14 protein-coding genes and 1 pseudogene are annotated in these 17,632 nt (G+C 71.1%); 3 read left to right on the forward strand and 12 right to left on the reverse strand.

Features of this window, described 5'->3' with window-relative positions:
• Window positions 1-26: 26 nt before the first annotated feature.
• Both ABT137_RS00475 and pepN read right to left on the reverse strand, forming a co-directional pair.
• On the reverse strand, window positions 27-1,064 hold the full coding sequence (locus tag ABT137_RS00475) for a hypothetical protein (protein WP_351700135.1): 1,038 nt from the start codon (window positions 1,062-1,064) through the stop codon (window positions 27-29).
• Between the two features lie 207 nt (window positions 1,065-1,271).
• A complete protein-coding gene (gene pepN, locus ABT137_RS00480; RefSeq protein WP_351700137.1) occupies window positions 1,272-3,857 on the reverse strand; it encodes an aminopeptidase N in 2,586 nt (861 codons plus the stop codon).
• A 148-nt stretch (window positions 3,858-4,005) separates the two neighbouring features.
• Here pepN and ABT137_RS00485 point away from each other — a divergent pair, with 148 nt between their 5' ends.
• Window positions 4,006-4,668 carry a mycothiol-dependent nitroreductase Rv2466c family protein gene (locus tag ABT137_RS00485; RefSeq protein WP_351700139.1) on the forward strand — a complete coding sequence of 221 codons (663 nt, stop codon included), beginning with the start codon at window positions 4,006-4,008 and terminating at the stop codon, window positions 4,666-4,668.
• A 258-nt stretch (window positions 4,669-4,926) separates the two neighbouring features.
• Here the strand turns inward: ABT137_RS00485 and ABT137_RS00490 are convergent, their stop codons facing one another.
• The 8 genes and pseudogenes from ABT137_RS00490 to ABT137_RS00525 all read right to left on the reverse strand — a co-directional run bounded on the left by ABT137_RS00490 (window position 4,927) and on the right by ABT137_RS00525 (window position 12,280).
• Entirely contained in the window at window positions 4,927-5,574 is a 648-nt protein-coding gene (locus ABT137_RS00490) for a superoxide dismutase (protein ID WP_351700142.1), read from the reverse strand.
• 131 nt (window positions 5,575-5,705) lie between these two features.
• Window positions 5,706-5,924 (reverse strand): annotated as a pseudogene (locus ABT137_RS00495) (amino acid transporter); the annotation flags it as partial.
• 87 nt (window positions 5,925-6,011) lie between these two features.
• Window positions 6,012-6,902 (reverse strand): TauD/TfdA dioxygenase family protein, encoded by an 891-nt coding sequence (locus ABT137_RS00500; RefSeq protein ID WP_351700145.1) that lies wholly within the window; start codon window positions 6,900-6,902, stop codon window positions 6,012-6,014.
• Between the two features lie 38 nt (window positions 6,903-6,940).
• Window positions 6,941-8,281, reverse strand: coding sequence for an LLM class flavin-dependent oxidoreductase (locus ABT137_RS00505; protein WP_351700148.1), 1,341 nt, complete (start codon window positions 8,279-8,281; stop codon window positions 6,941-6,943).
• Window positions 8,278-8,991 (reverse strand): ABC transporter ATP-binding protein, encoded by a 714-nt coding sequence (locus tag ABT137_RS00510; RefSeq protein WP_351700151.1) that lies wholly within the window; start codon window positions 8,989-8,991, stop codon window positions 8,278-8,280. The genes ABT137_RS00505 and ABT137_RS00510 overlap by 4 nt, the downstream gene beginning before the upstream one ends.
• On the reverse strand, window positions 8,967-9,812 hold the full coding sequence (locus ABT137_RS00515; protein ID WP_351700154.1) for an ABC transporter permease: 846 nt from the start codon (window positions 9,810-9,812) through the stop codon (window positions 8,967-8,969). The genes ABT137_RS00510 and ABT137_RS00515 overlap by 25 nt, the downstream gene beginning before the upstream one ends.
• Window positions 9,809-10,876, reverse strand: coding sequence for an ABC transporter substrate-binding protein (locus ABT137_RS00520; protein WP_351700156.1), 1,068 nt, complete (start codon window positions 10,874-10,876; stop codon window positions 9,809-9,811). The genes ABT137_RS00515 and ABT137_RS00520 overlap by 4 nt, the downstream gene beginning before the upstream one ends.
• A gap of 195 nt (window positions 10,877-11,071) precedes the next feature.
• Window positions 11,072-12,280, reverse strand: a complete 1,209-nt coding sequence (locus ABT137_RS00525) for an ROK family protein (protein ID WP_351700158.1) — start codon at window positions 12,278-12,280, stop codon at window positions 11,072-11,074.
• Between the two features lie 441 nt (window positions 12,281-12,721).
• On the opposite strand from ABT137_RS00525, the gene ABT137_RS00530 reads away from it, so the two are divergent.
• Window positions 12,722-13,306: a biotin transporter BioY gene (locus tag ABT137_RS00530; protein WP_351700160.1), complete on the forward strand. Its 585-nt coding sequence runs from the start codon at window positions 12,722-12,724 to the stop codon at window positions 13,304-13,306.
• A gap of 65 nt (window positions 13,307-13,371) precedes the next feature.
• Here ABT137_RS00530 and ABT137_RS00535 read toward each other — a convergent pair whose 3' ends face one another.
• Entirely contained in the window at window positions 13,372-14,103 is a 732-nt protein-coding gene (locus ABT137_RS00535; RefSeq protein WP_351700161.1) for an LPXTG cell wall anchor domain-containing protein, read from the reverse strand.
• Window positions 14,104-14,355: 252 nt separating this feature from the next.
• Here ABT137_RS00535 and ABT137_RS00540 point away from each other — a divergent pair, with 252 nt between their 5' ends.
• Window positions 14,356-16,083: a protein kinase domain-containing protein gene (locus ABT137_RS00540; RefSeq protein WP_502984444.1), complete on the forward strand. Its 1,728-nt coding sequence runs from the start codon at window positions 14,356-14,358 to the stop codon at window positions 16,081-16,083.
• Window positions 16,084-16,086: 3 nt separating this feature from the next.
• On the opposite strand, the gene ABT137_RS00545 is transcribed toward ABT137_RS00540, so the two are convergent.
• Window positions 16,087-17,529: an amino acid permease gene (locus ABT137_RS00545; RefSeq protein ID WP_351700163.1), complete on the reverse strand. Its 1,443-nt coding sequence runs from the start codon at window positions 17,527-17,529 to the stop codon at window positions 16,087-16,089.
• Window positions 17,530-17,632: the final 103 nt, after the last annotated feature.

Below are 17,632 nucleotides of genomic sequence, written 5' to 3' on the forward strand. Positions count from 1 at the left end.
CCCCCAGCGCCCCTCGGGGGCGCTGTTCAGCGCGGCAGTACCACCACATACGCGGCCGGATCGCGGTCGTTGGCCGCCATCAGGGCCGTGCGGACCACTGCCGCCTGCTGTTCCATCGTGTCGCGGAGCTTCCTCGGGGTGAGGTAGACGACCGTGATGCCGAGCCGCTCCAGGTGCTCCCGCTTGCGGGCGTACTCGGACCACAGGGCGTCCTCGTCCTGGCGCGGTGCGCGCGTGTCCAGTTCGACGGCGACCCCCTGCTCCGGCCAGTAGGCGTCGAGGCCGCCCAGGTGGGGGCCGCCCGGCAGCCTCAGGTCCACGTTCCAGACCGGGTCGGGGAGGCCGTACTCGTGGACCATCCGGTAGAGGCGGTCCTCCGCGATGGCCCGGCCCTCGGCGACCAGGGAGTCGACGGCGTCCACCACGTGGGGGCGGGAGAGCAGCTTCGCCTGGTTCAACTCCCGTACCACCGCCGCCGGTTCGCAGTGGCCGCCGCGCACCGCCTCGGTCAGCAGCCGCCGTACCGCCTCCGCGTCGGTCAGGTCCGCCACCGCGTCCGCGAGGGCGCGGGGGACCGGGGCGACCGGGAGGCCCGTCACCTGCTCGGGGGTGGGCAGGGCCGGGGTGCGGAGCACGCGGACGTAGGAGGTGGAGCGCAGCCGGCGCATGCGCGGGACCAGGACGTCCACGTGGTCCAGGGCGAGCAGCGGCGGCGTCGCGGAGAAGCCGTGCAGGGTCAGCGCCGCCAGGCCCGTGATCATCACGTCCGCGTAGACCGGGCGGTGCGGGGACTCCGGGGTCGGCTGCGCGGGGACGCCCGGGGCCGGTTCACGCGCCGTGAACAGGAGGGCGCCGTGCAGGCGTTCCTCGCTGGTCGGCGGGCCGGGGTGGAGCAGGACCACGCCCGGGAGCAGCTGCCGCCAGGGGCCGCCCGGCCGGCACTGGTCGGCGATCTCGGTGGCCGCGACGCCGTGCGAGCGGAGCTGGGCCGTCGTCAGCACCCGGCGGTGGACGTCGGACAGGTGGCGGAGGGGGCGGGGGGAGAGCGGGGTGTTGTGGGTCATGGCCTCGGGATTCCCGGGGCCGGCCGGGTCCTTAACCGGTGTTACGTGTTCGTCGATAAATACGGACAAGACGGGACTAAAGGACGGGTGTTCGGGTGCCGAGTAGGGACCCAAAACCCCTGGTCCGGATGGGTGGGGACCAGGGGTTACGGCCATGATTGACTGAATTGCGTAACGGTCACCCGGACGGTGACCTTTGGCCAAAGGTCAGCTCGTGGAGGCCCCGGCGGACCGCGCGTCGCACTCCTGACCGCGCAACGTCCGTGCCAGGTCGTCCCGGGCCTCCAGGACCAGCCGGCGCAGCGCCGGAGGCGCGTCGGCGTGCGCCGTCAGCCACGCGTCCGTCGCCTCCAGGGTTTCCGGACGGTCCTGGGAAGAGGGATACAGGCCCCGCACCACGTCCATGCCGATCTGGATCGAGCGGTTCTCCCAGATCCCGGCGATGACCTCGAAGTACTTTTCGGCGTACGGAGCCAGCAGCTCCCGCTGCGAGGGCTGGGCGAAGCCCGCGATCGTCGCCTCCACCAGCGCGTTGGACAGCGCCTGCGACTCCACGACCTGCGCCCACGCCTGCGCCTTCACCGCCGCCGACGGGCGGGCGGCCAGACAGCGCACCTGGTGGCGCTTGCCGGACGCCGTGTCGTCCCGGGCCAGTTCGGCGGCGAGGACGGACTCGTCGGCCACGCCGTGCGCGGCGAGGGGTTCGAGGAACGCCCAGCGCAACTCCTGGTCGACGTCCAGGCCGTCGATCACCGCCGCACCCGACAGGAGGTCCTGGAGCAGCCGGAAGTCCGGACCGTCCGCCGCCGTCGACGCGAAGAACCGCGCCCAGGCCAGCTGGTGCTCACTGCCCGGCGCCGCCTGCCGCAGCTCCCGCAGGGCGCCCTCGGCGAGCAGCCGCCCGGTCGCCTCCCGCCCCGGCGGCGCCACGTAGTGCACCAGTGCCGACTCCGCCCACGCCTGGAGCATCTGCAGCACGCCGATGTCCGACTCGCGGCTCGCGAACCGCAGCACCAGGCCGACGAAGTCGCGGGCGGGCAGCAGCGCGTCCCGGGTCAGGTTCCACAGCGCCGACCAGCACAGCGCCCGGGCCAGCGGGTCGGTGAGCGAGCCGAGCCGGTCGCGCAGGGTCGCCAGCGAGGTCTCGTCGAAGCGGATCTTGCAGTAGGTGAGGTCGTCGTCGTTGACCAGGACCAGCTCCGGGGCCTCGGCGCCGGTCAGCTCCGTGATCACCGTACGGGGGCCGTCCACGTCCGCCTCGGCACGCGCGTACCGGACCAGCTCGTCGCCCTCCAGCCGGTACAGGCCGATCGCGACCCGGTGCGGGCGGAGTTCGGGGTGCGATTCGGCGGCCTCCTGCACCACCGCCAGTTCGGCCACCCGGCCCTCCCCGTCGAGCAGCACCTGCGGGGTCAGCGAGTTCACCCCCGCCGTCTGCAGCCACTTCCCGGCCCAGGCGCCCATGTCCCGGCCGCTGGTCTCCGCCAGGACCGACAGCAGGTCGCCGAGGCGCGTGTTGCCGTACGCGTTGCGCTTGAAGTAGCGGCGGGCGCCCTCCAGGAACGCGTCCTGGCCGACGTACGCCACCAGCTGCTTGAGGACCGCGGCGCCCTTGGCGTAGGTGATGCCGTCGAAGTTGAGCTTGGCGTCCTGGAGGTCGCGGATGTCGGCCGTGATCGGGTGCGTGGAGGGCAGCTGGTCGGCGCGGTACGCCCAGGCCTTGCGGCGGTTGGCGAAGGTGGTCCAGGCGTTCTCGAAACGGGTGGCGCCGACGTTCGCGAACGTGCCCATGAAGTCCGCGAAGGACTCCTTCAGCCACAGGTCGTCCCACCACACCATGGTGACCAGGTCGCCGAACCACATGTGCGCCATCTCGTGCAGGATCACGTTGGCGCGCGCCTCGTACGACGTCTGCGTCACCTTGCCCCGGAAGATGTACTCCTCCCGGAAGGTCACCAGCCCCGGGTTCTCCATCGCGCCGAGGTTGTACTCGGGCACGAACGCCTGGTCGTACTTCCCGAACGGGTACGGGTAGTCGAAGTGCTCGTGGAAGAAGTCCAGTCCCTGCTTGGTGATGAGGAAGACGTCGTCCGCGTCGAAGTGGGGGGCGAGGCCCTTGCGGCACATCGCGCCGAGCGGGATCTCCAGCGTCGAGCCGTCCGGCAGGGTGCGGGAGTACGCGTCCGTCACGTAGTGGTAGGGCCCCGCCACCACACACGTGATGTACGTCGAGATCGGCTTCGTCTCCGCGAACCGCCAGACACCGTCGGCGCGTTCACCCGCCCCGTTGCTCCACACCGTCCACTCCTCGGGCGCCCGCACCTCGAAGCGGAACGGCGCCTTGAGGTCCGGCTGCTCGAAGTTCGCGAAGACCCGGCGGGAGTCGGCCGGCTCGTACTGCGTGTAGAGGTAGACCTCGCCGTCCTCGGGGTCGACGAAGCGGTGCAGGCCCTCGCCGGTACGGGAGTAGGCGCACCGGGCGTCCACCACCAGCTCGTTCTCCGCGGCCAGGTCCTCCAGGGCGATCCGGGTGCCGTCGAAGACCTCCCCGGGGTCGAGGTCCTTGCCGTTGAGGGTCACGGCGGTCACGCCCGGCGCGATCAGGTCGGCGAAGCTCGACGCGCCCGGCTCGTTGCAGCGGAAGCGGATCGTGGTCACCGAGCGGAAGGTGCGCGGCTCGTCCTGGCCCTCCCCGACGGCGGACCGTACGTCCAGCGACACGTCGTACCCGTCGACCGACAGCAGGGCGGCCCGCTCCCGGGCCTCGTCGCGGGACAGATTCTCACCGGGCACGGGCGGCACTCCTTCGTGTCGATACGCATCGTCGTCGGTAGTCGGAACAGCACCGATCCTCCCACGTGCCCCTGACGGCGGGCGCCCGGGAATGGGGTGGCCGGTGAGGGTGTTGCCGCTGGAAAAGGCCTGTATTCCGAGGAGAACCATGTCCGAGACCGTGACCAGCTCCGGCAAGACCCCCGTCGACTTCTGGTTCGACCCGCTGTGCCCCTGGGCCTGGATGACCTCCCGCTGGGTCCTGGAGGTCGAGAAGGTCCGCGACATCGAGGTCCGCTGGCACATCATGAGCCTCGCGGTCCTCAACGAGCCGAAGCTCGACGAGCTGCCCGAGGAGTACCGCGAGATGCTGGCGACCAAGGCGTGGAAGCCGGTCCGCGTGGTCACCGCGGCCTGGCAGAAGCACGGCTCCGACATCCTCGGCCCGCTGTACACCGCGCTCGGCACCCGCATCCACAACAACGGCGAGGGCCCGACCGTGGAGGCCGTCGCGGGCGCGCTCGCGGACGTCGGTCTGCCGGCCGACCTGATCGACTACGCCGACCAGGAGGACTTCGAGTTCGACGCCGAGCTGCGGGCCTCCCACAAGGAGGGCATCGACAAGGTCGGCCAGGACGTCGGCACCCCGGTCATCGCGGTCCCCGGCCCCGACGGCGAGCAGATCGCCTTCTTCGGCCCGGTCGTCACCCCCGCCCCCAAGGGCGAGGAAGCGGCCCGCCTGTGGGACGGCACCGTCGCGGTCGCCTCCGTCCCCGGCTTCTACGAGATCAAGCGGACCCGCACCAAGGGCCCCGACTTCAGCAACCTGTAGGTCGTCCCGCCCGCGCCCGGCCGTCCCGCCGGGCGCGGATCCTCCCAACGGCCCCGCGCGCCCTTGTGGCGCCCCGAGGCGGATACGGACCCGCGGCCGATCGGGCAGCACGGCGGCCTCGGCCGCAAGCCCTGAGACACCCCCGCACCGGAGAGCCCCCGCGAGTCACGTCCTCGCGGGGGCTCCCCTCTTTCCGCCTGCCCCCGGTGAACGGTGAGAAGACGATCACGAGGCAGGGCGTATCAGTGGCTCAGCGGCTCAGGGAGCCAGCAGCAGGCTGTCGCCGCGCTCCTTGGCGGCGGCGTGACGGCGAGCCACGTCCTGCCAATTGACCACGGCCCACATGGCGTCGATGAAGTCGACCTTCTGGTTCTTGTACTGCAGGTAGAAGGCGTGCTCCCAGGCGTCGAAGACCAGGACCGGCACGGAGCCCTGCCCGACGTTGCCCTGGTGGTCGTAGACCTGCTCCACGATCAGCCGCCCGCTGACCGGCTCGTACGCGAGGACGCCCCAGCCGGAGCCCTGGGTGGTGGCCGCCGCCTTGGTGAGCTGGGCCTTGAAGCCCGCGAAGGAACCGAAGGACTCGGTGATCGCGTCCGCCAGGTCGCCCACGCCGTCCGCCGCCAGCGGCTCGCCGCCGCCGTCCGTCGGGCCGGTCATGTTCTGCCAGTAGATGCTGTGCAGGATGTGGCCGGAGAGGTGGAAGGCCAGGTTCTTCTCCAGGCCGTTGACCGAGCCCCAGCTCTCCTTGTCGCGTGCCTCCGCCAGCTGCTCCAGGGTGTCGTTGGCGCCCTTCACGTACGCCGCGTGGTGCTTGTCGTGGTGCAGCTCGATGATCTCGGGGCTGATCACGGGCGCGAGCGCGGAGTAGTCGTAGGGCAGTTCAGGAAGCGTGTAGACGGGCATGGGTGTGGGTCCCCTCCGAACCTCTTATTGCATAGAGCTTGCAACTACACGTTAGCAACAACAAGCTGGGTGGGGGCAAGAAGCGAGGCCCCCACGTGTCGTCACGTGAGGGCCTCGGGGGCGAAGGGGGGTCAGTTCGCGGCGCGCCGCCGCTGCCACGCGTAGCCCACCGTCGCCAGGACGGCCGTCATCCCGCCCGTGTAGTACAGCTGCACGCGGGTGTCCGCCTCGCGGGCCATCAGGACGAAGATCGCCGCCATGCCGGCCAGCGCCAGCCAGGTCAGGTACGGGAACGCCCACATGCGCACGACCAGCTTCTCCGGGGCCTCCCGGGCCAGGCGGCGGCACAGCAACGGACGAGAAGGCCGGTCTGGGCGGCCTCCCCGCTCAGAGGGGGAGGCCGCCCATTATCCGGACGTACCGTCAACGCGACGTGTTCACGCGGCTACGGACGTGTAGTGCGAGGCGTCGCCCTCGATCGAGTAGCTCTCCTTGCCGTCGATGCCGACCGGGACGTCACCGGCGACGGTGACGCGGTTGAGGCGGCGCGGCAGGCCGTCGTAGTTGTCGACGGCGTAGTGCTGGGTGATGCGGTTGTCGAACAGGACCAGCTGGTTGGGGGACCAGCGGTGGCGCAGGATGTTCTCGGGGCGGGTGACGTACGTCTGGAGCAGGTCCAGGATCCGGCGGGACTCGTCCTTCGACAGGCCGACGATCCGCTGCGCGAACCCGCCGATGAACAGGCCGCGCTCACCGGTCAGCGGGTGCACCCGGACGACCGGGTGGACCGTGCGGAACTTGATCGACGTGAACTGGGCGCGCTGCGCGGCCTTGTCGGCGTCGATCTCCTCGTCCGGCACGGCGTAGTCGTAGTCGTTGGTGTGCTCCGCCCACAGGGTGTCGGCCAGCGTGCGCAGCGGCTCCGGGAGCTGGCGGTAGGCGGCGGCCGAACTGGTGATCAGGGTCTCGCCGCCGTACGGCGGGACCGTGAGGGAGCGCAGGGTGCTGGCCTGCGGCGGGTTCAGGACGAACGTCACGTCGGTGTGCCAGTGGTTGGCCCGGCCGCGCTCGCTGTCGACGGGCAGCACGTTCGGGGCGCCGTCGGCGGCGGGCACCGTCGGGTGGGCGGTGGTGAGGTCGCCGAAGTGCCGGGCGAAGGCCTCCTGGCCCTCGTCGTCGAGGCGGACGTCGTCGAAGACCAGGGCCTTGTGGATGTTCAGGGCCTCGCGGACCGCGGCGACCTGCTCCTCGTCGAGCGGCTTGGCGATGTCCACGCCCAGGACCTGGGCGCCGGTGTTCGCGGTGACCTTGCGGATCTCGATGGACATGCGGGGGCGTCCTTTCGGTTTTTCGGGCTTTCGGGCTGTCAGGCGGTGGCGAGTGCGGGGGTGACGTACTGGTTGGCGGGACGGGGGAGGCCGTAGCGCTCCCGCAGGGTCCGGCGCGGGCCGTACGCGTCGCGCAGCAGACCGCGGGCGCGCAGGATCGGTACGACGTGGTCGACGAAGGTGTCCAGGCCGGAGGGCAGCACGGGCGGCATGATGTTGAAGCCGTCGGCGGCGCCCTGGGTGAACCAGGTCCCGATCGCGTCGGCGACCTGCTCGGGGGTTCCCGCGAAGGTCAGGTGCCCGCGGCCGCCGCCGAGCCGGCCGATCAGCTGCCGTACGGTGAGCCGCTCGCGGCGGGCGAGGCCGACGATCAGGGTGTAGCGGCTCTTGGCGCCCTCGATGGCGTCCTCGGGCGGCAACTCGGCGGGGAGTTCGGCGTCCAGTTCCAGGGTGCCGGCCGGGACATGGAGCAGCCGTTCCAGGTTGGCGACCCCGTGCCGGTGCACGATGTGGTCCTCCAGGACCTGTTCGTTCGCCCGCGCCTCGGCCTCGGTGGAGCCGATGACGGGGACGATGCCGGGCAGCACCTTGATGTGGTCGGGATCGCGGCCGGCCGCGGCCGTACGGGACTTCAGGTCGGCGTAGAACGCCCGCGCCTCCTCGACGGTCTGCTGCGCGGTGAACACGGCCTCCGCGTACCGGGCCGCGAACGCCTTGCCGTCCTCGCTCGACCCCGCCTGCACCAGCAGCGGGTAACCCTGCGGGCTGCGGGGCACGTTGAGGGCGCCCTCCACACTGAGGTACGTGCCCCGGTGCCGGGGCGGATGGATCTTCGCGTCGTCGCCCCAGACGCCGGCCGCCTTGTCGGCGACGATCGCGTCGTCCTCCCAGCTGTCCCAGAGCTTCAGCGCCACGTCGAGGAACTCGGTGGCCCGCGCGTACCGCTCGGCGTGCGCGGGTTCCTCGTCGATGCCGAAGTTGCGGGCCGCCTCCGCCCCCGCCGTGGTGACGATGTTCCAGCCCGCCCGGCCGCCGCTGATGATGTCCAGCGACGCGAACCTGCGGGCCAGGTTGTAGGGGGAGTTGTAGGAGGTGGAGGCGGTGGCGATCAGGCCGATGTGCTCGGTGGCGGTGGCCAGCGCCGTGAGCAGGGTGAGCGGTTCCAGGGCCCCGGCGGGCCGCTGCTCGACGCTGCCCCACAGGTGCGGGCCGTCGGCGAGGAAGAGCGAGTCGAAGGTCCCGCGCTCGGCGGTCCGGGCGAGCCCGACGTAGTGCGCGAGGTCCACGTGCGCGTACGGGTCGCTCTCCGGGAGGCGCCAGGAGGCCTCGTGGTGGCCGGTGTTCATGAGGAAGGCGTTGAGGTGGAGTTGGCGGGTCATGCGGCTTCCTCCGTGACGCCGAGGGCGGCGAGCAGTTGTCTCCGGTACGCGTCGCGCGGCCGGTCGTGGTCCACGGTCAGGTCGAGGCCGATCCGGCCCCGTTCCAGGACGAGCACCCGGTCGGCGAGGACGATCGCCTCGTCGACGTCGTGGGTGACGAGCAGGACGGACGGGCGGTGCCGTTTCCACAGCTCGCGCAGGAGGTGGTGCATCCTGATCCGGGTGAGCGCGTCCAGGGCGCCGAACGGTTCGTCGGCGAGGAGCAGTTCGGGCTCGCGGACCAGGGAGCGGGCGAGCGCGGCCCGCTGCGCCTCGCCGCCGGACAGCTCGCCCGGCCAGGCCCGTTCGCGGCCCGCGAGCCCGACCTCGGCCAGCGCCGACCGGCCCTTCTCGTGGGCGTCCTTGCCGTCAAGGCCCAGCATCACGTTGTCCAGCACCCGCCGCCAGGGCAGCAGCCGGGAGTCCTGGAAGACCACCGACACCCGTTCCGGGGCGGTGAGTTCCCCGCTGCCGGTGACCCCGTGGTCGAGTCCGGCGACGGCCCGCAGCAGGGTGCTCTTGCCGGAGCCGCTGTGCCCGAGCAGGGCGGTGAACTGCCCGGCCGGCAGGTCGAGGTCGATGGAGTCGAGGACCGTACGGTCCCCGAACGACCTTGTCAGTCCGCGGAGTTGGACGGTGGGGCGGGTCAGCTGCTGAGTGTGCGGCGCCATGACAGCACCCTCCGTTCGACGATCCGGACCACGGTGTCGGAGACGAGGCCGAAGACGCCGTAGATCAGCAGGCCGACCAGGATGATGTCGCTGCGCCCGTAGTTCTGGGCCTGGAACATCATGTAGCCGAGGCCGCTGGTGGCGTTGATCTGCTCCAGGACGACCAGGCCGAGCCAGGAGCCGGTGACGCCGAGCCGGAGCCCCACGAAGAATCCGGGCAGCGCGCCGGGGATCACGACCTCCCGGATGAACCGGACCCGCGACAGGTCCAGCACCTCGGCGAGTTCGACGTACCGGCTGTCGATGGCGGACAGCGCGGCATGGGTGTTCAGGTAGATCGGTATGTAGACGACGATCGCGATGATGGCGATCTTGAAGGTCTCGCCGATGCCCAGCCAGAGGATGAACAGCGGGATCAGGCCGAGGGTGGGGATCGCCCGGTTGATCTGCACGGTCCCGTCGATCAGCGCCTCGCCGGTGCGGGTGAGCCCGGAGGCCAGGGCCAGCAGCACCCCGGCGGTCAGGCCGATCACGAAGCCGTACCCGGCCCGCTCCACGGAGGTCAGGATGTCGGTGCGCAGCGTTCCGGCGGTCCACAGGTGGACGGCGGTGTCGAGGACGGTCCAGGGCGCCGGGATCGCGCCGGGGTCGAGCTGCCCGGCGGCGGAGGCGATCGCCCAAGCGGCGAGGACGACGAGTGGACCGGCGAGCCGGGCGGCGGGCAGCCGGCGGCCGGGGGAGAGCCGGCGGCGCGGCCGGACCCGGTGCGCCTCCTCCGCCGCGACGGGAACCGGCACGGTGCCGGTGGTCACGGCGGTCATTTCCGGTACTCCGCCGGTACGGCCTTGGCGGCGATGGACTCGAAGCGGTGGTCGAAGAGCCCGGAGACGTCGGTCTTCTTCACGAACCCGCCCTCCGCGAGCAGGTCCGCGGTCTCCTGCTCCCACTTGATCGCCTCGTCCCAACTGGGCGGGAACAATGGTTTGTTGGCGAGCTTGGTGATGCCCTGGGCCTGGGCGAGGGTCAGGTTCTGGGTCTTGACGTAGAACTCCTCGTTCCAGGTGTCCGGGTTCTCCCACTGCCAGACCAGGCCCTTGGCCCACTGCGGGATGTACGCGGCGACCGCGGCCGCCTTGGCCTTGTCGTTCAGCACCGCCTGCGGCGCCCACAGCAGGTTGAGCAGGTCGACGACATCGGTGGCGATGGTGTGCGCGCCCTTCGGGCCGTACTGCTGGAGGTAGGCCGGGGCCTGGGTGTTGGCCAGCGGGGCCACGTCCACCTGGCCGGACTGCAGGGCGGTGAAGAACTGGTTGCTGGTCAGCGGGACCAGGTGCACGTCGTCGTAGGCGAGCCCGGCCTCCTTCAGCGCCCGCAGCAGTACGACACCCTGCGCCTGCCCCTGCGAGAAGGCGAGCTTCTTTCCCTTGAATTCGGCGACCGTGCGTATGTCGCTGCCGGGCTTGGTGGCGAACAGGTAGTTCGGCTTGCGGGTCAGCTCGATCGCCACGATTTTTGCGGCGAAACCCTGGAACTGCGCCTGGATCGGCGGAATTCCCGCGTTGTTGGCGAGGTCCAGGGACTTGGCGCGGAACGCGTTGATGACGTCGGGACCGGCCCCGATGTTCGCCCAGGTCGACACGGTGAACGGCAGCGCGGGCAGCTTCGCCAGCTTGAACTGCAACTGCTGCTGGCCCAGATAGGAGGCGATCTTCAGGCTGGTGCCGGACGGCACCTTGTCGGCCAGCGGAGCGGTGGAGGCGCCCGCGGTGTCGGCGGCCGCACTGCCGCCCGCGCAGCCGCTCAGCCCGGCCACGGCCGCCGAGGCGCCGAGCAGTGAGGTGAGGAAGAGCCGGCGGTCGATGCCGGAGGAGGACGCAGAAGGCATGGGAGTGCTCCGGGGAGAAAAGCAGCAGAAAGGCAGGGCGAATTCCCGGCGACGGAAGGCCGGAAAGAGAGATCTCACGCAGAGGGAAATGCGCGCCCGGGGCGCGTCAAGACGTCAGCAACAGAGGGTGCGACAGGTCATGAGATGGATGTTCCTTGCCGTGGTCGACGGCTGTCAATATTCCGAGTTTCTGAATTAAATAAGCTCTGGTGACAGGGCCGGAGAAGCAGCGTGCGAGGCGCTCAGCGGGTCCCGGTACAGCACGTCGAGGACCACCGAACCGCCCGCCACCGCCAGCACCGAGTCCCGGAAACTGGTCGGCGCGACCACGGCCGCCCGCTCCGCGCCCACCGCCTCCCGCAGCGCGGCGAGACAGTCCTCGCGGTACAGCACCCCGACCTCGGTGACGACCACGCTCTCCGGGTTGAGGACGTCGAGCAGCAGCGCCGCCGCCCGCCCGGTCAGCCGCGCCCGCTCCACCAGCAGCCGTACGGCCGCCGGATCACCGGCCCCGGCCGCCGTGAGGACGTCCATCGGGTTGCCGCTGTCCGTCACCCCGGCCGCCCGGGCCCGCCGCACCAGGGTGCGTTCGCTGAGCTCCACCTGGAGGCAGCCGGTGCGTCCGCAGCCGCACGGCTCGGTGCCGCCCGGCACCGGGAGGTGGCCGATCATGCCGGCCTGGGAGCGCGGGCCGTGGTGCACCTCGTCGCCGGTGGCGAAGGCCGCGTCGACCACGTTCCCGACGAACAGGTGCAGCACGCTCCGGCTGCCCCGGGCCCGCCCGAAGAGCCGCTCCCCGTTGACCAACGCGCGCGCGTGGCCGTCCACATGGACCGGCAGCCCGGTGTGCGCGCCGAGCAGCTCGCGCACCGGCACCTCGCGCCAGCCCAGCAGGGGGTGCTCGACGACGGTCCCGGAGTCCCGGTCCACCCAGCCGCCGACGGCGACCCCGACGCCGAGCGGCCGGCTGCCGGGCGTTTCGTCGAGCAGTGCGGCCAGCCCCGCGGCGGCCCGCGCCAGCACCCCGCGCGGGTCGGTGTCCCGGTGCTTCAGCTCCCGCCGTACGACGACCCGGCCGCGCAGGTCGAGCAGCGCGACCGTGGTGTACGGCACGGCCACGTGCACCCCGCCGACCACGAACCGCGAGTCGTCCAGGTCGACCGGGACGTGCGGCCGGCCCACGCCCTTGGCGCGCTGCGGCGCCTCGGTCTCCCGGATCAGGCCGAGTTCGGTGAACCGGGCGCAGTAGTCGGTGACGGAGGCCGGGGACAGCCCGGTCAGCCGGGCGATGGTGGAGCGGGCGACCGGCCCGTGTTCGAGCACCGAGCGGAGGACCACACTGGCGCTGGTCCGCCGCCGGTCGCGGGGCGCGGAGGTGAGCGGGGGTGCCGCGGTACGGGGCATGGGAAACCGTCCTCGGGAACGGGGCCGACACGTCTCGGAGGTCGAGGCGCGCCGGACCGGTCTCCCGCCGCGCGGCCTCAGGGCGTACGGCGACAGGTGGCAGCCCCCTGGCGCCGCAGGTCGACATAGCGACGCGACGTGAGGTTCAGGGACTGGGCGACCATGTCCGGAAGCGTAGGCCAGAAACCTTGAATCCCACCAGACCGCTGGGATTCGATTGGTGGAACTCCACAGGCCTGTTCAACGCCGTTGACGTGACTGAAACATCTCTGCCTCAGTGATCGGCGTCACCCCGTACCGCGTGTAACCCACACCCTTTGTGGGGAGCCCACCAAGTGCCGCTTCCGGCCTTTGTCGACCGCTGACGTGTCCGGCTCAGACGGGCCGGGATAGCGTCACGGTGTCCCCGTCCGTCCGCCCACCCCACCCCGCGGAGTCCCCATGAGCACCGCCACCGCCGCCGCGTCGACCCGCACCGGCACCGTCCTCGCCGACCTCCTGCCCGCGTCCCGGGTGCGCGACGCGGCCCTCGTGGCCGGCGGCGCCGCGCTCACCGGCCTCGCCGCCCAGATCGCCGTCCCGGTGCCCGGCTCCCCGGTCCCGGTGACCGGCCAGACCTTCGCCGCCCTGCTCGTCGGCACCGCCCTCGGCGCCCGCCGCGGCCTGCTCTCCCTCGCCCTGTACGCGCTGGCCGGCCTCGCGGGCGTGCCCTGGTTCGCGAGCGGCACCTCCGGTGTCTCCGTCTCCTTCGGCTACATCCTCGGCATGATGCTCGCCTCCGCCGTCGTCGGCGCCCTGGCCCGGCGCGGCGCCGACCGCGGCGTGCTGCGCATGGCGGGCACGATGCTGCTCGGCGAGGCGATCATCTACGCGATCGGCGTGCCGTACCTCGCCTACGCCGCGGACATGTCCGCGTCCGCGGCGATCGCCGCCGGCCTCACCCCGTTCCTGATCGGCGACGCGGTGAAGGCGGCCCTGGCGATGGGCGCGGTGCCCGCGGCGTGGAAGCTCGTCGACAAGCGCTGACCCGGCCCGACCGCAGCGGGGCCCGGGGTGCATCGGCACCCCGGGCCCCGCTGTCGTACCGGGTGCTACGACTGCCGGCGCGGCCGCCGCTGCGACCACCACACCCCCGCCGCCCCGGCCGCGATCAGCGCCGCACCGGCCGCGCCGAGCGGCAGCACGTCACTCCCCGCGCCGGTCTTCGGCAGCTGGTCGCCGCTCGGTCCCACCGGCTTGTTGTCGGTGCCGAGCAGCAGCGGGGTGGCCGGGGCGTTCGGCGACGGGTTCGTCGTACCGAACGGCACCGGGCCCTGCTGCCAGAACGTCTTCTTCCCGTCCGCGCTCTGCACGGGCAGGCAGATCTTCCCGGTCTTTCCGAGGTCGAACGTGGCGTCGACCGCGTACGACTTCGACTTGCCCGCGCCGAGCGTGCCCACGGAGCAGCTGAAGGCGCTGTTCGAACCCGCCGGCAGATCCTTCGCGGCGACGGCGTCGCACCCCTGCACTCCGTTGACCTTCAGGCCGTCGAAACCGACCACCAGAAGACTGATGTCGCCGCTGTCCTTGGTCCCTTCGTTCTTGACGGTGGCGGTAATCGCCGTTTTCTGCGAACTGTTGTCGACCGAGATCTTCGCGGGCAGTGTGGTCGTCAGCTTCACGCCGTCCGGCGCTTGGTCAACCGCCTTTCCCCCCTTGCCGCTTCCCGGTCCCTGGTCATCGGCGACGGCCGTGAACGGCAGGATCATCACGGCCGAGAAAGATGCCGTGACCAGCGATCCGGTGACCACGGTCAGCCGCCGGACCCTACGACGAGAACTCATGTTCGTCCCCCTTGCAACCCCCTGGACCGCGCCTGAATTCGCGGTCACTTGAAGAGGTACCACAAGATTTCTCCGCACTATGCTGGTACGGCCGTAAGTGTGACCATTGTGTGTCAGCAGGGGCGGTCGTTGAGGGGGTGCAGCGAATTGCCGGGGAATTCAGAGAATTCAGGGAATTCAGTTGGCGCGGGGAGTCCGGGGAATCCCGGGAGTCCTGAGAATGCGGGGCCGGGCGGTGTTCCCGGGCTGCTCGTGACCGGCCGCTACCGGCTGGCCGAGAGTATCGGGCAGGGCGGCATGGGGCGGGTGTGGCGGGCCGCCGACGAGACGCTCGACCGGCAGGTCGCCGTCAAGGAGATGCGGATCGACGGCCTCGACGCCGAGGACACCCGCACCCGGCGCGAACGCACCCTGCGCGAGGCCAGGGCCACCGCCCGCATCGACCACCCCAACGTGGTCCGGGTCTACGACGTCGTCGACGAGGGCGAACGCCTCTGGATCGTCATGGAGCTGGTCCATGGCCGCTCCCTGGAGTGGATCATGGCCGAGGAGGGGGCGCTGAGCCCGCGCGCGGCGGCCCGGATCGGCCTCGGCCTGGTCGCGGCGCTGCGTCAGGTGCACGCCGGGGGAGTGCTGCACCGCGACATCAAACCCGGGAACGTACTCGTCGAGAACACCGCCGGCCGGGTCGTCCTCACCGACTTCGGCATCGCGGCGATCCAGGACGCCAAGGCGCTCACCATGGCCGGCATGCTCGTCGGCTCCCCCGACTACATGGCGCCCGAACGCGTCTCCGGCCGCCCGCAGGGCCCGCCCGCCGACCTCTGGTCGCTCGGCGCGACCCTGTGCGCGGCCCTCGGCGACCGCTCCCCCTTCTCCCGCGACACCACCCTGGCCACCCTGCACGCCGTCCTCTACGAGGAACCCGAAATCCCGGACACGGCAGGCCCGTTGCACGACCTGCTGGCAGCCCTGCTGCAGAAGGAACCGACGGCGCGCCCCGGCCTCGCGGAGGTGGAACGGGAACTGCAGCCGGTGGCCTACCCGGCGCAGACCCCGGCGCAGACCCCGACGGCGACCTATCCGGCCCCGGCTCCGGCCCCCGCGGAACGCCCGACCCCGACGTACGTGACGCGCCTCCCGGCCCCGGAGGACGAACGCCCGCAGCCGCAGCCGACGGAAGCGCGGACACCCCCGCCGGTCAGCGCGTCGACAGAGGCGGCCTCGGAACCCCGCACGGAGGTCCGCTCGGAGACCCCGTCGAGCAATGCGACGGGCCCGACACTCGAACGCCCCGAACCGCAGCGCCCCGACAGGGGCGCGGGGAACGGCGCGACCAGCCACAACACACCCGCAGCGACCCACCGGCGCACAGCCCCCCGACGCACAACCCTCCTCGCCGTACTGGGAACCGCAGCCGTGGCCACCGCCCTCGCCGTCCTCCTCACCACCACAACAGGCGGCGGCGACAAGGACACGGCGACCGGCACCTCCACTACCCCCTCAGCCACCACCGACCCGTCGGCCACAGTGGCGGGCACCGCCCGCCCCCGCACCCTCCCGCCCGGCACCCACGAGGAGGCCGGCGGCTTCGCCTGGGCGCCGCCCACCGGCTGGCGCAGGGACGTGAAGACGGGCGCCGAGGTCCACTACACCTCCCCCGACGGCAGCCAGGAACTCGTCGCCAAGTCCTCCCTTGCCCGCGGCAACCTCATGGACAGCTGGAGCGCCTCCGAACAGAGCGCCCACCAGGGCCGGGACTACACCAAGATCCGGCTGGCCGAGACGACCTTCCGCGGCCACCCGGCGGTGGTATGGGAGTACACCTTCACCCTCAAGGGCACCCCCTGGCACGCACGGCTGCTGGGCTTCGACGCCGACGGCAAGTCGTACCAGATCAACACCTGGTACCAGCCGGCGGTCGAAGCCCAGGCCGTACAGACGTACGAGAAGGTGAAGGAGAGCTTCACCCTGCTGTGAGGGTCAGCCGACGGACACCTGGTCGGCGGGGTCGGCGACCGCCCGGTCCGCCTGGTCCGGGCGCCCGCCGGCCACCTTCTGCTTCACCACCGCGGCGACGACCACCGCCGCCGCGACCAGCAGCGAGAGCAGCACGGTCGTACGACCGCTGCTCTCGCCCTCCGTGTCGGTCAGCATGTAGCCCAGCACGAACACGATCAGACCGGCCGTCGCCCAGGTCAGGTACGGATACAGCCACATCTTCACGACGAGCTTCTCCGGCGCCTCGGCCTGGATGATCTTCCGCATGCGCAGCTGCGAGAAGCAGATGACGAGCCAGACGAACAGGGCCACCGCGCCGCTGGAGTTGACGAGGAAGAGGAAGACGGAGTCCGGGAACTTGTAGTTGAAGAAGACGGCGACGAACCCGAACAGCACGGACGCGACGATCGCGGCCATCGGCACACCACGGGAGGTGGTCCGCGCGAACGCCTTCGGGGCGTCGCCGCGCTGCCCGAGCGAGAAGGCCATCCGGGAGGCCGTGTACAGGCCGGAGTTGAGACAGGACAGCACGGACGTCAGCACGATGAAGTTCATGATCTGACCGGCGTGCGCGATGCCGAGGGAGTCGAGGGCGGCGACGTACGAGCCCTTCTCCTTGATGGACGGGTCGTTCCACGGCAGCAGCGAGACGACGATGAGGATCGAGCCGAGGTAGAAGACGCCGATCCGCCAGATGATGCTGTTGGTGGACTTGGTGACCGCGCGCTGCGGGTCCTCCGACTCGCCGGCGGCCAGGGTGGCGATCTCGCTGCCCATGAAGGAGAAGACGACGAGCAGCACGCCGGTGAGGATGGCGCCGGGGCCGTGCGGCAGGAAACCGCCGTGGCCGGTGAGGTTGGAGAAGCCCGCCTTGTCGGTGTCCGCGCCGGGCAGCACACCCAGCACCGCCAGCAGGCCGATCACGATGAAGGCGCCGATCGCGACGACCTTGATGCCGGCGAACCAGAACTCGAACTCGCCGTAGGAGCCGACGGAGACCAGGTTGGTGGCGGTGAGCACCGCCATCACGATGAGCGCCCAGCCCCACTGCGGCACGGCCGGGATCCACCCTTCCAGGATCGTGGCACCGGCGGTCGCTTCGACCGCCAGCACCACCACCCAGAAGAACCAGTACAGCCAGCCGATGGAGAACCCGGCCCAGCGGCCGAGCGCGCGGTCCGCGTGCGCGGAGAACGATCCGGAGGTGGGGTTGGCGGCGGACATCTCGCCGAGCATCCGCATCACCAGCACCACGAGCGTGCCGACGAGCGCGTACGACAGCAGGATGCCGGGCCCTGCGGTGGCGATACCGGTACTGGAACCGACGAAGAGGCCGGCGCCGATGACGCCGCCGATGGCGATCATCGACAGATGCCGGTTCTTGAGTCCTGCTTGGAGACCGTCTTGGGGACCGTTGCCAGTCATGGGGGGAATTCCTTTGCGCCGGGTGAGCGGGCTCTCGCACGAGCGGCGTACGAGTCGGTCCAGTGAAACGGAGGTGAACTGATTCCTGAACCTTTGAATCCAG

The sequence above is a fragment of the Streptomyces sp. NPDC001980 genome, assembly GCF_040296885.1.
GTDB lineage: Bacteria > Actinomycetota > Actinomycetes > Streptomycetales > Streptomycetaceae > Streptomyces.

What these genes read in the sequence shown, in the direction of transcription:
- ABT137_RS00475 (WP_351700135.1), bottom strand. Translation starts at nt 1,064, where the DNA reads ATGACCCACAACACCCCGCTCTCCCCCCGCCCCCTCCGCCACCTGTCC.
- ABT137_RS00485 (WP_351700139.1), top strand. Translation starts at nt 4,006, where the DNA reads ATGTCCGAGACCGTGACCAGCTCCGGCAAGACCCCCGTCGACTTCTGG.
- ABT137_RS00490 (WP_351700142.1), bottom strand. Translation starts at nt 5,574, where the DNA reads ATGCCCGTCTACACGCTTCCTGAACTGCCCTACGACTACTCCGCGCTC.
- ABT137_RS00500 (WP_351700145.1), bottom strand. Translation starts at nt 6,902, where the DNA reads ATGTCCATCGAGATCCGCAAGGTCACCGCGAACACCGGCGCCCAGGTC.
- ABT137_RS00505 (WP_351700148.1), bottom strand. Translation starts at nt 8,281, where the DNA reads ATGACCCGCCAACTCCACCTCAACGCCTTCCTCATGAACACCGGCCAC.
- ABT137_RS00510 (WP_351700151.1), bottom strand. Translation starts at nt 8,991, where the DNA reads ATGGCGCCGCACACTCAGCAGCTGACCCGCCCCACCGTCCAACTCCGC.
- ABT137_RS00515 (WP_351700154.1), bottom strand. Translation starts at nt 9,812, where the DNA reads ATGACCGCCGTGACCACCGGCACCGTGCCGGTTCCCGTCGCGGCGGAG.
- ABT137_RS00520 (WP_351700156.1), bottom strand. Translation starts at nt 10,876, where the DNA reads ATGCCTTCTGCGTCCTCCTCCGGCATCGACCGCCGGCTCTTCCTCACC.
- ABT137_RS00525 (WP_351700158.1), bottom strand. Translation starts at nt 12,280, where the DNA reads ATGCCCCGTACCGCGGCACCCCCGCTCACCTCCGCGCCCCGCGACCGG.
- ABT137_RS00530 (WP_351700160.1), top strand. Translation starts at nt 12,722, where the DNA reads ATGAGCACCGCCACCGCCGCCGCGTCGACCCGCACCGGCACCGTCCTC.
- ABT137_RS00535 (WP_351700161.1), bottom strand. Translation starts at nt 14,103, where the DNA reads ATGAGTTCTCGTCGTAGGGTCCGGCGGCTGACCGTGGTCACCGGATCG.
- ABT137_RS00545 (WP_351700163.1), bottom strand. Translation starts at nt 17,529, where the DNA reads ATGACTGGCAACGGTCCCCAAGACGGTCTCCAAGCAGGACTCAAGAAC.